The organism is Allobosea sp. UC22_33 (assembly GCF_042700715.1).
GTDB lineage: Bacteria > Pseudomonadota > Alphaproteobacteria > Rhizobiales > Beijerinckiaceae > Allobosea.
In genome coordinates this window covers 3010027-3022298 of sequence record NZ_CP170556.1, presented here as the reverse complement: position 1 = coordinate 3022298, position 12272 = coordinate 3010027, and the positions used below count along the sequence as shown (strand labels likewise).

Sequence of the window (12272 nt, the reverse complement as noted above, 5' to 3'; positions counted from 1 at the left end):
AACAATTATACTAAAAATCAGTCGAGCATGATGGGCTTTGGGGAGCTGCTCATGGACGAGGGAACTGGGAACGGCGAGGGCGACGGTGGCTCTAAAGAGCGCTTGAACAAGATCTCTGAGCATGTGGTCGAAGCATGCTATCTGGCCCATGAAGAGGGGGCGGGGTTTTTAGCGCATCTGCTGAAAATGGCGCTGGCAGAGCTCCAGGCTCTTGGCGCGCACCGCTAAGTGCTGGGTCTGGCTTACAGCGCCGCATAGCGGTCGATCTCGGCCCGGATGTGGGCGACTGCCGCATCGCCTCGGATGCTCTTCATGCCGCGCAGGCCATCCTTCACACCGTCGAGCGCGTCGTTCCGCTGCCGGAGCGAGAGCCCGGCCAGGAACCGCACCTCGCACTCGTGCTTCCACTCTTCCGACCAGGTCGAGACCTCTCGTCCGGCGAGGATTGAGAAGACATGCGGCGGATTATCAGGCGGGAACGGCATGACGGCGGCTATTCCCGATTCTCCCGCTTGCGCGTAGCCTCCTTGCGTTCCTTCAACCATTCCATCTGATTGACATGGGTTGCCCATCCCTCTGGGCCGATGAATTCGAGGTAGCGCTCTAGGGCTTTGCGGATGTCCGGCAGCGCGGCGTCACGGGTTGGTGCCGCCCCGCTGTCCGTTAGCCGCGCCCCGTTGCCGTACCGGCCCGGATGCATGTGGAAGTTCCAGCGCCAGTCCGGCGGCTGGTCCGAGCGCCCCTGATGAAGGACTAGCGAGCCGACATAGTAGCCGTCGCAATGGATAGACCAGAACTTGTCGTTGTCTTCCGGGCGCGGATGATCGTCGTACGTTCTGTGAAGCGTCAGGGCGATGGTCATAGTGCTCGGATCTGCTCCTCGAACTCCTCCGGGATCAGCCCGTGACGCGCCAGGACATCGAGCGCGCTAACCTCGCCCGTCTCATCATCCGCCGTGACGTGGATCACGGCGACCCCCTCAGCGGTTTTCCCCAGGCGCTCGCCCTCGTTCAAGGCATGGTGCTTGGTCTTGGCGAGCACGCGCTGCGCTGGGACGAGCCGCTTCCGATGCGTCTTGAAGGGCTGGAGGAAGAACGTGTCGACGCTGGCCATGGCTTGACTCCTCGGGCTGGTATGTTCTCATTACGTTCTCATTCTAGAGGGCGCAAGGCATGTCACCGCAACCAGCCGAACAGCAGGCCGAGGACACGTCAATCGATGCGGAAATCACCTCGCTGATCGAGGATCTGCTTGAGGAGCATGAGGGCTTCGAACGGTCTGCTTTCCGGGCCCTCGCTCGCAGCTATCTGATGCTGCTGTCCGAGAGCGAACGCATGGCGTCAGATGCTGACCGCTCATGCTCACGAGGGTTTTTGCGTGGGCTGTTCTCCGAGGGAGCGCGGCCGATCCGCGAGACCGAATGAGCTATGAAACCGCCGGACGAACAGACGCCGCTGAGGGATTTCCCGTGGGTGGTCGTGCGCCTACGCTGCCCCTGGTGCAGGCGCGGCGGCAACTACAAGCTTGCCGATATCGCGGCGAAGCACGGCAGCCGGATCACGATCGGCACGATCGTTGTCGCCTTCATGGAAGGCTGCGAGTGGCGGCCTTGGAATCCGGCGCGCAAGCCTCAAAAATACGGAATGAAATGCGGCGGCTATTGCCCGGACCTGCGCAAGCCCGACCCTCCCGATCTGCCGCCGTCGATGGTTGGGCTCAACCTGATCGAGGGAGGGAAGGATGACCAGCTACCAGCAGGAACAAGCCGGCAGTCCCGACGTCGTCGTGTCGGTTCTGCGGATTGACCGCGAGACGATGGAGCGATCGCCGCTGACTGAGGAGCAGGCCGCCGTCGCAACGGCGGCGGTGGACGCTGTGTTCGCAGCAGCGGGGGTCACCGCTAACCTCGTGGCCACCGCTGAATGGGAGGTCGATGGCTGGGACATCGCCGGTTTCCCCGAACCAGGCCCGGGGGAATGGTTCGACATTCTGATGGTCAAAGGTGAGGCGCACAACGCAGCAGATCAGGCATTGGCCGCCAGGTGGCCCGAACTCGAAGGCGAATGGACCGAGCTTCAGCTGTACGCCCCCGAAGAGAGCGCATAGGCTCCAGCCCATGTGCAATCTCTACAGCCACACCCGGAACGTCGAGGCGATCAGGAAGCTATTCGCCAAGTTTAACGATGCGGGCGTGAACGTTCCGCCGCTGCCCGGGATATTCCCGGACTATGCAGCCCCGATCGTAAGGAACGACGAGGGCGGCCCGCGCCTGGCGATGACGCGCTGGGGCATGCCGTCATCCAAGAAGGCGTTGCTCGATGCCGCGACGAAGCGGGCGGACAAACTCCGCGCGAAGGGCAAGGAAGTCGACTTCGACCATTTGCTCCGCATGGAGCCTGACGGCGGCACGACGAACGTCCGCAACACCTCGAGCTCGCATTGGAAGCGGTGGCTCGGCATCGAGAGCCGCTGCCTCGTCCCTTTCAACAGCTTCAGCGAGTTCAACCGCGACGCGGGCGGCGACATCTGGTTCGCGTTCGGCGAGGAGCGCCCGACGGCGTTCTTCGCCGGCATATGGGCGCGCCAGTGGACATCGGTGCGCAAAGTTAGGACCGGCGAAGAGACGATCGACCTCTATGCCTTCTTGACGACCGAGCCCAATGCAGAGGTCGGCGCTATCCATCCGAAGGCCATGCCGGTGATCCTAACGACGCCGGAGGAATGCGAGACTTGGATGACTGCGCCGTGGGAGCAGGCGAGGGCGCTGCAAAGGCCTCTGCCGGATGGCTCGCTCGATATCGTTGCGCGCGGCGTGAAGAAGGATGGCGACAGCAGCGAAGAGGACCGGCCGGCGCAAGCCTCCCTGCTTTAGCCAAACAGCGCAGACCAGAGCTTCCGAGCTTGGCCAAAGAACAGCGCCCACCAGATCAGCGATCCGGCTACCAGCGGAACCAGCAGCCACCATCGGGCAATGAAGGATCGCGGCTGACGTTCTCGCCTCATCTCCAAGTCCCGTCTCACTCTCCCTGCGCCCGGATGGCTGCGGCAATGTTGTCTGCTGTATCAGCCTTGTGGTCTGCGTTCTGCCCGCGCTCGCTATGGGAGCCACATTTATCACGGATCGCGCGAAGCTCTTTCGCTCGCTGTTCTGCGATACCGGCGCATCTCTCCCTCTCCGCAGCGAGCGCTGCTTCGGCGGCTAGGGCGCGGTCGACTTGAGCGATCAGCATTTCGTTGCCTCGTAAGATCGCTTGTTCAAGCGCCTCCTTCTCCGCCAGGATCGGGGCGACAACCTCATCCAGGCCTTGGCCAAGGTCATGATATCCGGCTTGGTGGCAAACCATGGCGGCCTCGGCAATCAACCGTTCGATCTCCCCCGGCATCGCGGCAGGGGCTGTGTCAGCGCTCATCGCGGGGCTCCAAGGCGGCGCGGCCGGCGGGGGTGGCCTGATAGCCATAGCGATACCCGAAATGTCGCTTCGCTAAGCGTTTACGCACTAGGTAATCGCCAATGATGGCAGAGCCGCGAGCGGTGACTATAAGACCGTTCCGCGCGACCATTTCCGATAGGATGTGCCGCTCGCTTTCCGTCAGCTTAGCCATGGCTGTCTTCCTCCTTCGGCATGGCGGGGCGGGAGGGGGATTTTGAGTGCGCATCCGCGAGGTTCCCGCCAGAACTCGCAGGGTGCAGGCGTGCGAGACGAAGGGCTTTGCGGTTAGCCGCCGTGTTCAACACGACGGGGCCAACATCGTTGTCGACTATCTTCGGGGGCGCCGGCACGCCCATGGCTTCAACGACGGAGCATTCGACCGCGAACCGGACCAGCTTGCCGCCTTCCTCTTTAAGGTAGCAGGCGCCATAGCCCGAGCCATGACGAACCTGCTCTTCGCCGTAGCGGCCAGACCAAGCCAGAGGGTACGCATACCCTGCATTGGACGGTCGCCAGAACGAGATGCACGGCCGCCGCAACCAATCGTGCCGCAGATCCACGATGTAGAATTCAGGTGAGGATAGCTCGCGGACGCCAAGAACATCAAAATCAGCCCCCATTATCCCTTCCTCCCCTCGGTCGCGGGCGCTAGGGCGGCAAGAACGTCCGCCGCATTTCGCAGATCGTTCTTCAGGTCCTCGCGCGCTTCGCCTCTTGGGAACAGCGGATTGGCATCCATCATGTTCGACGCGATGAAAAGTCGTCGCGCTAAACGAAGAACACCGTCGCTCTCCACCGTGGCGGGCGCGGGATGCGCGTAGAGGGGCTGGATTTCCGGCTCTACGATGACGTGGGCTTTATCGCGACCGGTCACTCCGAATTGCTTCGGAATATCGTCGCGATTGGCCGTCACGATCCAGTCGGTTCGGTCTTTGAGCCGCCACCGCCAAGCCACCGCCTCACCCCTCGGGCTGGCGTCGCTGGCGAGGGCGCGGATTGCCGCCGCGATCTCTTCGGCCATGCGGGCGGCGGCGTTGGCCTTGTCCTTGCCGGTCCTGCTCTTGGCCAGACGATATCCTCGGTCAAGCGCCTCTCGCGCTTTAGCGTCGGCAATTTGAGCGCAAGCCTCCTGCACCCCGCTCCCGCTCGGAGCCGGCGCTGGGGCAGAGGTGAGGGCGCGGGACAACGCTTGCGCTCGCATCTTCACAGCCGTCGAAACGGTCATCGCCAGTTCTTCAGCGCGCAAAACCTTGTAGCTGCGAAGAACCTCATCCGATGCAGCCTTCGCCAAAGCGTCGATATCCACCCCGCTCGCCGGCAAGGCTTCAGGGGGTGGGGAAGCAGAGAGCATGGACACGATCGAACGCGCCGCCGATTGAACACTCATTGGGTTCAGATCGCCAGTTTCGCTGCCGTGCACGATATCGAAGATCAGCTCTTCGACGCGCGCCACCGTCCCCTGCGCGGCGGGGGTTGAGAGAGGGGTCATGCTTCGGCCCTCTCAACATCGAGGAATGCGCCGATCACTTCCGCCGCGAGGACGGGAGAGATGCTATTGCCCGCAAGACGCCACGCCGGAACTCGTCCGGCCATCCCATCAACCAGAAGGCGAATTCCGGGTTCGGTGCGCCTCGCTTTGCCGTCGTGACAGAGGAGCCATTCGGCGCCGGACCATGCAGATCCGTTGCGGCCATCTGGCGAGGAAGCTGGTCGAGACGCTTCCGTCCATCCTCGGCCGTCGTCGCCATCCCCGCGCTGTCCTTCCAGTCCCGAGCCGAAGGCGTCACCCTGGGTGACGCCTGATGCATCTGCGAAGGCAGGGGCTGCCCGCCCGCTCCGAAGCTTTGGTTCGGGCCGCCCTTCTCTCCATCCGACGCGCGAGGCGTCGACCAGGCCGCCATGGCGATCGTGTCCTCCAGCCGGCAGTTCCCGCCGTCCAGCCCGCGCTCCGGTTTCCCCAAGCCTTTCCCCGCCGATACCCGGGGAGATGGCCAACGGCCCATCGATGCACTGATCTGCTGCGGCAGGCTCACACCGGTATCGTGTGGGCGCGGCCCGAGAGACCCCTTGTTCCCGTCCATCGCCTGCGGCGTGTTCCACGGCGCAGTTGGCGCACCGACTGGAGATCCCGCCCGGGAAGAACGGCCCGATCCGCCCTCGGCCGCCGCAAGCCGGGCAATAACGGTTGGTAGGCTGTCCGACCCCGTGCCCGGCCTCGTCTCCGACGCGAAGTCCGGACCACCGGTCGATGCCTTCACTGTCGGCCACGGTGATCCAGTAGAGCCGTTGGCGGATATGGGGGCCGTCCACGGCGCACACCGGGATATCGACTGTCCGGCTGGCGAAACCTTCTCCCGCCAGATCAGCGCGCACTCCGTCGAACCAACCATAGCCAGGCGCTCCCGCAACCTGCTCTCCCATGACGACAGGGGGCCGGCAGGCACGGATGAGGCGAAAGAAGTCGGGCCACAGATGCCGTGGATCGTCCGTACCGAGACCGCGGCCTGCCGCGCTGAACGGCTGACACGGGCAGGAGCCCGTCCAGAGCGGGCGATCGTCTGGCCATCCTGCGATCCGCGCTGCGACTGACCAGAGGCCGGCGCCCGCGAAGAAGTGGCATTGGGTGTATCCGACCAGGTCGTCAGGTCGAACATCGACAATTGAGCGGTCATCTACGTCTCCGTCCGCAATGAAGCCATCGGCGATCAGCGAACGCAGGACATGAACCGCGTCTCGGTCGATCTCGTTGTAGTAGGCGCGCCCCTCAGACATCGGAGGCCTCCCCGGTGGGGGTGGCTTTGGAGAGGGCTGCCAGTCGAAGCTTGTTCCAAGCATTCAGCTCCGATGGGCTGGCCGCGAAGCCGGGGAACGACGCGACGACCTCGAACATGTCGGGTGCCGCCGCGATCAGGTGGGCGTTGGCCTCGATGCGCTGCATGGCGTTTGGCGAAGAGCCCGGCGTCGCCATGAAGCAGATGCGCCAGTCTTCGCTGGCATGGATGACGAGGCTGTCGCCGTCGCCATACTCACGGACCGTCCAAGGCCCCTTCGTGTGTCCCCGCTCACCCATGGCGCGCGCTCCTCGGGGAGAGGGCGCTGACGGGATGCGTGAAGAACGGGCCAGAGCCATCCTCGTTAAGCGTGTAGGCCCTGTACTCCCGACCAAGCCCCCGCGTGTCTTCGCTTGAGCAGCCATAATCGTACCCTGCATACCGGTAGACGGTCGTTCCGACAGGGTGCTGGTGGTGAGGCTGGGTCTCGGTCGTGACGAAAGCCTGCGCCGCCCGCGCCCCAGAACCATCCGAGAACGGCGCCTTAGCGGGCTGGAGGGACGTTCTGACAGGCTGATTTTCTTGAATGATCTCAGTAGGGGCGCAAACCGGGAACGTGTGAGAACGCGGGCTGTTGCGGCTGGGTTTTCTGAGGCCTTCTAAGCTGCTGGTCGCTGGTTCGAATCCAGCCGGGCTCGCCATTTTCCCTGCTGCACTGAAGCAGGGACAGCATCCGCCGCCGTGGCCGTTGCGGAACGATCAAACAAGCTGATGCTCGGGCCTGCCTCCTCATAGGCCGGAGGCGGTCACGTTTTCGCCAGTCTGATGGCTCAGCCTTCCCGGCATGCGGAAAACAATCGTCCTCACACTCGCATTGCTCTCCGCCGGCTGCGCCGGCCAGAGCGATCGTCGCTCGCAGGATGAAGCCAATTGCGACAGCTATGGCTTCGCCCGCGGAACGGATGGCTACGCGACCTGCCTGATGACGGCAGATCGGGACTGGAAGCGCGATCAGGACCGGCGGGTAGAACGCTCCGGCGGAGCGATCTACCCAGAATAGCGAGCGACTCCGCCGCCTGATCGCTTCCCGGGCAGCACAGGTGGCCGCTCAGCAGACTACGCCTTAGAGCAGGGCGCGCTCGTCACGTCCCAGCAGGCGGAAGGCCAGATAGATCGCCGTGCCGCTGAGTACGAGCAGGATCGTCGAGAGCGACGCGGCTGTGCCGTAGTCGCCGTCATTGATCGCGATGTAGATCTTGACCGGCATCGTGATCGTGCCGCCGACATAGAGCACGAGCGACGATGAGAGCTCGTTGACCGCCGTCACGAAGGACAGCATCGCTCCGGCGACGATGCCGGGCAAAATCAGCGGGATCGTGACTTTCAGGAAGGCCTGGAACGGGCTGTAGCCGAGCGAGATCGCGGCTTCCTCCATGCTCGGCCCGACCTGCCGCAGCGCTGCCGCCGACGAGCGCACGGCATAGGGCAGGCGGCGGATGAAGACGGAGAGGATGATGATCGCCGCCGTGCCGGTCATCACCAGCGGCGGCGTGTTGAAGGCCGCGATGAAGGCGACGCCGACGACGATGCCCGGCATCACATAGGGCACCATCAGGGTGGCATCGAGCAGCGAGCTATGGGCGTTATTGCGCCTTGCGACCAGGCAGCCGATCAGCGTGCCGATGACCACGATCAGCAGCACGGAAGCGCCGGAGAAGACGAGCGAATTGCGCACGACGTCGCCAAGCGTGGCGATGATGCGGGTATAGCTCTCCAGGCCGAAACCGGGCTGGAAGACCGGGCCGTTCGTCTTCCTGATCGAGTAGATCGCCGCGATGATCGCCGGCATCGCCCCGCCGAGCGCGATGAAATAGACCGCCGCATGGGCCGCGACATTGGCGAAGCCGCGCAGGCGGATCTTCTCTGGCCGGTTGATCAGGTTGCTGTGATAGACGTTGCGCCGCGACATGTAGCGCTGGATGAAGACGAAGATCATCGACATCAGGATCAGGACGAGGCTCAGCGTCGTCGCCATGCCGAGATTGGAGCCGATCTCGGCGGAATAGGCGGTGTAAGCCTCCGTCGCGAGCACGTTGTAGCCGCGTCCGAGCAGGCGCGGCGTGCCGAAATCGGCGATCGCATGGATCAGCGCGAGCAGGCCGCCGGCCGAGAGCGCCGGCAGGACCAGCGGGAAGGAGATCTTCATCACGCGCTGGAACGGCGTCAGCCCGAGATTCTCCGCCGCTTCCTCGAGCGAACGGTTGATGTTGGCGAGCGCGCCTGACGTCAGCAGGTAGACGTAAGGATAGAACTTGAAGGCGAAGACGATGAGGATGCCCCAGACGCCATAGATCGGCGGCATGAAGATGCCCCAGTCCATCAGGGTCTGCCGGACGATGCCGCCCGAGCCGAACAGCACGATCCAGGAATAGGCCCCGATGAAGGGTGGCGAAACCAGCGCCAGGATCGCCATCATCGAGACGAAGCGGCCGCCCGCGATCCGGATGCGGGCCATGCAGAAGGCCATGACCGAGCCGAGCAGAAGCGCGCCTGCGAGCCCGCCGAAGCCGACGATCAGCGTGTTGATCAGCGCGTTGAAATAGCGCGTGCTGGTGAACAGCCTCTGCCAGTTGGCCAGGGTGAGCCCACCGCTCTCGTCGCGAAAGCTGGAGACCAGGACGAGGCCGAGCGGAATCAGCAGCAGCACGATCAGGATCGCCCAGGCCGCCACCGCGACGAGAGTCCAGAAGTCCGGGCGCCAGCCGCTGCGCCCTGCGGGAGCGGCGACCGCACTCATGCCGCAAGCTCCGTTGCGACGCGCCGTCCGGCGGCATCGAAGGCATGCAGGTCTGCCCGATCGAAGCTGAGCCGGATTTCGCGGCCGGCCTCGATGGCGAGGTCAGGGGGAGGCGCCGCGATCTGCGCGACGAGCCGCTGCCCCTGCGCCTGCACGGTAAGATGGGCCTCGCGGCCGAGATAGGTGAAATGCTCGACGAGCCCGGTGAAGCCGGCGCTTCCGGGCTCGGCCGCGCCCGTCTCGGCGAGACGCAGGCGCTCCGGCCGCAGGGCCCATTGCGCCACGCCCGGCGCGTCCGGCAGCCCGAAGGCCGAAGGTGAGAGCAGGTTCATCGTGCCGACGAAGGAGGCGACGAAGCGCGTCGCCGGCCGGCCATAGATCTGCTGCGGCGTGCCGATCTGCTCGATCGAGCCGCTATCCATCACGCAGATCCGGTCGGAAATGGCGAGCGCCTCTTCCTGATCATGGGTGACGTAGATCGCGGCGATGCCGATCGTGCGCTGGATGTCGCGGATTTCGTCGCGCAGGTCGAGCCGGAGCTTGGCGTCGAGATTGGAGAGCGGCTCGTCCATCAGGAGCAGGCGCGGCTTGACGACCATCGCCCGGGCGATGCCGATGCGCTGCTGCTGGCCGCCCGAGAGCGCGGCCGGCAGGCGCTCGGAGAGGGCCGAAAGGCGGACGGTCGCCAGAGCCTCGGCGACGCGATCGCGGATCTCGGAGGCGGCGACCTTGCGCGCCTTGAGGCCGAACGCGACGTTCTCGGCGACGGTCAGGTGCGGGAAGATGGCATAGTCCTGGAAGACCATGCCTATATCGCGCCTATGCGGCGGCACGGCGAGCAGGTCGGTGCCCGCGAGCGAGACCTTGCCCTCGGATAATTGCGAGAAGCCGGCTATCGAGCGCAGCAGGGTCGTCTTGCCGCAGCCGGACGGGCCGAGCAGCGTGAAGAACTCTCCCTGTGCGACGGAAAAGGACACGCCGTTCAATGCCGTCGTAGCCCCGTAGCGCTTGATCGCGCCTTCGACGTTCAAATAAGCCATGCCGGCAAAGAATCTCCCCTTTCCCCTAGTTGCGCATGGCCGCGATTGGACGGCAAGATGGCTGATCATCGTCGGCAGAGATCGACGCCCTGGGAGAGGATCGAGAACATCATGACGTCGCGCAATATCTGGGTCGGTCGCATCCTGCTGGCGGCGGGGCTGTTCGGCGTCGCGGGCGCGGCTGCCGCCGCCGACAACAAGGTCGTGCTCTACACCGCCCATAAGTCCTCGATCGTCCAGAAGATGATCCCGCTCTTCGAGGCGGAGACCGGAATCAAGGCCGAGGTCGTGCAGCTTGGCTCCGGCGACGTGTTCCGCCGCGCCCGCGCGGAGGCTGCCGCGCCGAAGGCCGACGTGATCTGGAGCGTCACCGGTTCGCTCTTGGGCGAGAACGCCGACCTGCTCACGCCCTATGCGCCGAAGGATCAGAGCGCCATCGACGAGCGCTTCGTCAGCAACCCGGCCTGGACGCCCTATACGACCGTCATCTACGTGCTGATGGTCAACAAGCGCATGGTCAAGGATGCCGATGTGCCGAAGACCTGGGCCGAGCTCTCCGATCCGAAATGGAAGGGCAAGGTCGCCTCGGCCCGCGTCGACAATTCCGGATCGGCGTTCCAGCAGATGACGACGGTGCTGACCGCCGGCGGCGACAAGGGCTGGGAGAATTACGGCAAGCTCGCCAAGAATTTCGTCTTCTCCGACAGCTCCGGTGCTGTCCCGCGCTTCGTCGCCGATGGCGAGGCGCCGCTCGGCCTGACGCTCGAGGACAACGCGCTCGAATATGTCGCCGGTGGCGCGCCGGTGAAGATCTCCTATGTCGAGGACGGCACCACGACCTCTCCCGACGGCGTCGCGATGCTGAAGGGCGCGCCCAATCCGGAGCCGGCGAAGCGCTTCATCGACTGGGCGCTGTCCAAGAAGACGCAGGAGGCGCTGGTCAAGGAAGCCGGCCGCCGCTCGGTGCGCAAGGACGTTGCCGCGCCGGGCGAGGTGAAGCCGCTTTCCGAGCTGACCCTGGTCAAGCTCAAGTCCGTCGAGGAGCTTGGCGGCACCAAGGCGCTGATCGAGAAGTGGCGCCAGGTGACCGGCAACTGACGGGCTGACGGCCGGATACGACGACGACCATGCAGATCGAATGCTTCAGCCTCGGCAAGCGCTTCGCCAACCCCGAGGAGAACGAGGACAGCGTCGTCATCCTGCCCGGCCGCGGCTATGCCGTGATCGATGGCGTGACCGACCGCAGCGGACGCCGCTTCGGCGCCATGCGGGCCGGGCGGTTCGCGTCCGGTTTGGTCTCGGCGGAGGTCACCCGCTTCCTCATGGCCGAAGACCTGAGCGTTCGCGGCGGACAGGACCGCGTGCGCAGGCTCGTCGAAGCCCTCGGGGAGGCGCTGCGCGCGGGCTATGCGGCGCACGGCCTGCTGGACAAGGCGTCGGCCGATCCCGCCGTGCGGATCGGCTGCACGTTGGCGCTGGGCTACCATGACGGGCCGGCGCTGCAACTGGTCTCGATCGGCGATTCCGGCATTCGGCTCAGCGGGAAGACCCTCGGAACGGTCCGCCATGTCGAGGAGAAGCCGCTCGACCGCGTGACGGCGCTGATCCGGCGCGAATGCTGGGCGCATCTCGGCCGGATGCGCGCCGATCCGCTGCCCCAGCGTGCGATCTCGGACGATGCCGTCTGGAACGGTTTGCGCGAGCCGCCGGCCGGTCTGGGAGCGGAGGCCTGTGCGACGATCAGGGCGCATGTGCTGCGCCTCTGCGACGAGGAGATGCCGAAGATCGCGCGGGCGGAGATCGAGCGGATCGTCGATAGCGGAATCAGCGGCCAGCGGGCGTTCTCCAACCATCCGACCAGCGATCTCGGCTATGGCGTGCTCGACGGCTTCGCCATTGCCGACCGGCATGTCTTCGCGGCGGACTACCCTGCAGCGGAGGTCGCGCGGCTCGAACTGTTCAGCGACGGTTATTTCGCCGAGCCTGAGGCTTTCGGAGTGGCCGCCTGGGAGGCGAGCTTTGCCGAGGTCGAGCGGATCGATCCCGACAAGATCGGCCCCTATGCCAGCGTGAAGGGTTCCGGCGCCGATAGCTGGACCGACGACCGGACCTATCTCGGAATCGCGTTCGATCGCTGAGTCGTCAGTCTTCCCGGCCCCAATTCCGTCGTCTGCTGATCGTGGCGGCGGGGTCACGCGGACGCAGCTTCCAAAGGCCTCCGATCAGGCTGACG

The 12272-nt window shown here is 64.9% G+C and carries 19 protein-coding genes; 8 read left to right on the top strand and 11 right to left on the bottom strand.

Annotated elements, in window-relative coordinates:
- Positions 1–51 precede the first annotated feature (51 nt).
- Positions 52–228 (top strand): hypothetical protein, encoded by a 177-nt coding sequence (locus ACFJGT_RS14435; protein WP_377838674.1) that lies wholly within the window; start codon positions 52–54, stop codon positions 226–228.
- Between the two features lie 14 nt (positions 229–242).
- On the opposite strand, the gene ACFJGT_RS14430 is transcribed toward ACFJGT_RS14435, so the two are convergent.
- Genes ACFJGT_RS14430 through ACFJGT_RS14420 form a run of 3 tightly spaced genes read right to left on the bottom strand, consistent with a single transcriptional unit; the run spans position 243 to position 1113 of the window.
- Positions 243–485 (bottom strand): hypothetical protein, encoded by a 243-nt coding sequence (locus ACFJGT_RS14430; RefSeq protein ID WP_377838673.1) that lies wholly within the window; start codon positions 483–485, stop codon positions 243–245.
- A gap of 8 nt (positions 486–493) precedes the next feature.
- Entirely contained in the window at positions 494–862 is a 369-nt protein-coding gene (locus tag ACFJGT_RS14425; protein WP_377838672.1) for a hypothetical protein, read from the bottom strand.
- Positions 859–1113 (bottom strand): hypothetical protein, encoded by a 255-nt coding sequence (locus ACFJGT_RS14420; protein WP_377838671.1) that lies wholly within the window; start codon positions 1111–1113, stop codon positions 859–861. Before ACFJGT_RS14420 ends, ACFJGT_RS14425 begins: the two co-directional genes overlap by 4 nt.
- Positions 1114–1172: 59 nt before the next feature.
- Between ACFJGT_RS14420 and ACFJGT_RS14415 the strand changes: the two genes are divergently transcribed.
- From ACFJGT_RS14415 to ACFJGT_RS14400, 4 genes are read left to right on the top strand one after another with little or no spacing between them, the layout of a single operon-like run.
- Entirely contained in the window at positions 1173–1424 is a 252-nt protein-coding gene (locus ACFJGT_RS14415) for a hypothetical protein (RefSeq protein ID WP_377838670.1), read from the top strand.
- Positions 1425–1427: 3 nt separating this feature from the next.
- The gene (locus ACFJGT_RS14410; protein WP_377838669.1) at positions 1428–1805 is read left to right on the top strand and encodes a hypothetical protein; all 378 of its coding nucleotides are present in this window, start codon (positions 1428–1430) and stop codon (positions 1803–1805) included.
- The gene (locus ACFJGT_RS14405) at positions 1741–2106 is read left to right on the top strand and encodes a hypothetical protein (RefSeq protein WP_377838668.1); all 366 of its coding nucleotides are present in this window, start codon (positions 1741–1743) and stop codon (positions 2104–2106) included. Before ACFJGT_RS14410 ends, ACFJGT_RS14405 begins: the two co-directional genes overlap by 65 nt.
- Positions 2107–2116: 10 nt before the next feature.
- A complete protein-coding gene (locus ACFJGT_RS14400; protein ID WP_377838667.1) occupies positions 2117–2872 on the top strand; it encodes an SOS response-associated peptidase in 756 nt (251 codons plus the stop codon).
- Positions 2873–3017: 145 nt separating this feature from the next.
- On the opposite strand, the gene ACFJGT_RS14395 is transcribed toward ACFJGT_RS14400, so the two are convergent.
- From ACFJGT_RS14395 to ACFJGT_RS14370, 6 genes are read right to left on the bottom strand one after another with little or no spacing between them, the layout of a single operon-like run.
- On the bottom strand, positions 3018–3410 hold the full coding sequence (locus ACFJGT_RS14395) for a hypothetical protein (RefSeq protein ID WP_377838666.1): 393 nt from the start codon (positions 3408–3410) through the stop codon (positions 3018–3020).
- Positions 3400–3603, bottom strand: coding sequence for a hypothetical protein (locus tag ACFJGT_RS14390; RefSeq protein WP_377838665.1), 204 nt, complete (start codon positions 3601–3603; stop codon positions 3400–3402). The genes ACFJGT_RS14395 and ACFJGT_RS14390 overlap by 11 nt, the downstream gene beginning before the upstream one ends.
- On the bottom strand, positions 3596–4051 hold the full coding sequence (locus ACFJGT_RS14385) for a hypothetical protein (RefSeq protein WP_377838664.1): 456 nt from the start codon (positions 4049–4051) through the stop codon (positions 3596–3598). Before ACFJGT_RS14385 ends, ACFJGT_RS14390 begins: the two co-directional genes overlap by 8 nt.
- Entirely contained in the window at positions 4051–4920 is an 870-nt protein-coding gene (locus ACFJGT_RS14380; RefSeq protein ID WP_377838663.1) for a hypothetical protein, read from the bottom strand. Before ACFJGT_RS14380 ends, ACFJGT_RS14385 begins: the two co-directional genes overlap by 1 nt.
- Positions 4917–6203 (bottom strand): DNA cytosine methyltransferase, encoded by a 1287-nt coding sequence (locus ACFJGT_RS14375; RefSeq protein WP_377838662.1) that lies wholly within the window; start codon positions 6201–6203, stop codon positions 4917–4919. The genes ACFJGT_RS14380 and ACFJGT_RS14375 overlap by 4 nt, the downstream gene beginning before the upstream one ends.
- Positions 6196–6501 carry a hypothetical protein gene (locus ACFJGT_RS14370; RefSeq protein WP_377838661.1) on the bottom strand — a complete coding sequence of 102 codons (306 nt, stop codon included), beginning with the start codon at positions 6499–6501 and terminating at the stop codon, positions 6196–6198. Before ACFJGT_RS14370 ends, ACFJGT_RS14375 begins: the two co-directional genes overlap by 8 nt.
- A gap of 545 nt (positions 6502–7046) precedes the next feature.
- Here ACFJGT_RS14370 and ACFJGT_RS14365 point away from each other — a divergent pair.
- Positions 7047–7262 (top strand): hypothetical protein, encoded by a 216-nt coding sequence (locus tag ACFJGT_RS14365; RefSeq protein WP_377838660.1) that lies wholly within the window; start codon positions 7047–7049, stop codon positions 7260–7262.
- 63 nt (positions 7263–7325) lie between these two features.
- Here ACFJGT_RS14365 and ACFJGT_RS14360 read toward each other — a convergent pair whose 3' ends face one another.
- Positions 7326–8999, bottom strand: coding sequence for an ABC transporter permease (locus tag ACFJGT_RS14360; protein WP_377838659.1), 1674 nt, complete (start codon positions 8997–8999; stop codon positions 7326–7328).
- Entirely contained in the window at positions 8996–10039 is a 1044-nt protein-coding gene (locus ACFJGT_RS14355) for an ABC transporter ATP-binding protein (protein ID WP_377838658.1), read from the bottom strand. The genes ACFJGT_RS14360 and ACFJGT_RS14355 overlap by 4 nt, the downstream gene beginning before the upstream one ends.
- 111 nt (positions 10040–10150) lie before the next feature.
- On the opposite strand from ACFJGT_RS14355, the gene ACFJGT_RS14350 reads away from it, so the two are divergent.
- Together ACFJGT_RS14350 and ACFJGT_RS14345 are read left to right on the top strand one after the other, a co-directional pair.
- A complete protein-coding gene (locus tag ACFJGT_RS14350) occupies positions 10151–11137 on the top strand; it encodes an extracellular solute-binding protein (RefSeq protein WP_377838657.1) in 987 nt (328 codons plus the stop codon).
- Between the two features lie 29 nt (positions 11138–11166).
- Positions 11167–12177 carry a hypothetical protein gene (locus ACFJGT_RS14345; RefSeq protein ID WP_377838656.1) on the top strand — a complete coding sequence of 337 codons (1011 nt, stop codon included), beginning with the start codon at positions 11167–11169 and terminating at the stop codon, positions 12175–12177.
- Positions 12178–12272 lie beyond the last annotated feature (95 nt).

What these genes read in the sequence shown, in the direction of transcription:
- ACFJGT_RS14350 (WP_377838657.1), top strand. Translation starts at nt 10,151, where the DNA reads ATGACGTCGCGCAATATCTGGGTCGGTCGCATCCTGCTGGCGGCGGGG.
- ACFJGT_RS14425 (WP_377838672.1), bottom strand. Translation starts at nt 862, where the DNA reads ATGACCATCGCCCTGACGCTTCACAGAACGTACGACGATCATCCGCGC.
- ACFJGT_RS14415 (WP_377838670.1), top strand. Translation starts at nt 1,173, where the DNA reads ATGTCACCGCAACCAGCCGAACAGCAGGCCGAGGACACGTCAATCGAT.
- ACFJGT_RS14420 (WP_377838671.1), bottom strand. Translation starts at nt 1,113, where the DNA reads ATGGCCAGCGTCGACACGTTCTTCCTCCAGCCCTTCAAGACGCATCGG.
- ACFJGT_RS14380 (WP_377838663.1), bottom strand. Translation starts at nt 4,920, where the DNA reads ATGACCCCTCTCTCAACCCCCGCCGCGCAGGGGACGGTGGCGCGCGTC.
- ACFJGT_RS14430 (WP_377838673.1), bottom strand. Translation starts at nt 485, where the DNA reads ATGCCGTTCCCGCCTGATAATCCGCCGCATGTCTTCTCAATCCTCGCC.
- ACFJGT_RS14385 (WP_377838664.1), bottom strand. Translation starts at nt 4,051, where the DNA reads ATGGGGGCTGATTTTGATGTTCTTGGCGTCCGCGAGCTATCCTCACCT.
- ACFJGT_RS14365 (WP_377838660.1), top strand. Translation starts at nt 7,047, where the DNA reads ATGCGGAAAACAATCGTCCTCACACTCGCATTGCTCTCCGCCGGCTGC.
- ACFJGT_RS14370 (WP_377838661.1), bottom strand. Translation starts at nt 6,501, where the DNA reads ATGGGTGAGCGGGGACACACGAAGGGGCCTTGGACGGTCCGTGAGTAT.
- ACFJGT_RS14390 (WP_377838665.1), bottom strand. Translation starts at nt 3,603, where the DNA reads ATGGCTAAGCTGACGGAAAGCGAGCGGCACATCCTATCGGAAATGGTC.
- ACFJGT_RS14360 (WP_377838659.1), bottom strand. Translation starts at nt 8,999, where the DNA reads ATGAGTGCGGTCGCCGCTCCCGCAGGGCGCAGCGGCTGGCGCCCGGAC.
- ACFJGT_RS14375 (WP_377838662.1), bottom strand. Translation starts at nt 6,203, where the DNA reads ATGTCTGAGGGGCGCGCCTACTACAACGAGATCGACCGAGACGCGGTT.
- ACFJGT_RS14410 (WP_377838669.1), top strand. Translation starts at nt 1,428, where the DNA reads ATGAAACCGCCGGACGAACAGACGCCGCTGAGGGATTTCCCGTGGGTG.
- ACFJGT_RS14355 (WP_377838658.1), bottom strand. Translation starts at nt 10,039, where the DNA reads ATGGCTTATTTGAACGTCGAAGGCGCGATCAAGCGCTACGGGGCTACG.
- ACFJGT_RS14435 (WP_377838674.1), top strand. Translation starts at nt 52, where the DNA reads ATGGACGAGGGAACTGGGAACGGCGAGGGCGACGGTGGCTCTAAAGAG.
- ACFJGT_RS14400 (WP_377838667.1), top strand. Translation starts at nt 2,117, where the DNA reads ATGTGCAATCTCTACAGCCACACCCGGAACGTCGAGGCGATCAGGAAG.
- ACFJGT_RS14405 (WP_377838668.1), top strand. Translation starts at nt 1,741, where the DNA reads ATGACCAGCTACCAGCAGGAACAAGCCGGCAGTCCCGACGTCGTCGTG.
- ACFJGT_RS14345 (WP_377838656.1), top strand. Translation starts at nt 11,167, where the DNA reads ATGCAGATCGAATGCTTCAGCCTCGGCAAGCGCTTCGCCAACCCCGAG.
- ACFJGT_RS14395 (WP_377838666.1), bottom strand. Translation starts at nt 3,410, where the DNA reads ATGAGCGCTGACACAGCCCCTGCCGCGATGCCGGGGGAGATCGAACGG.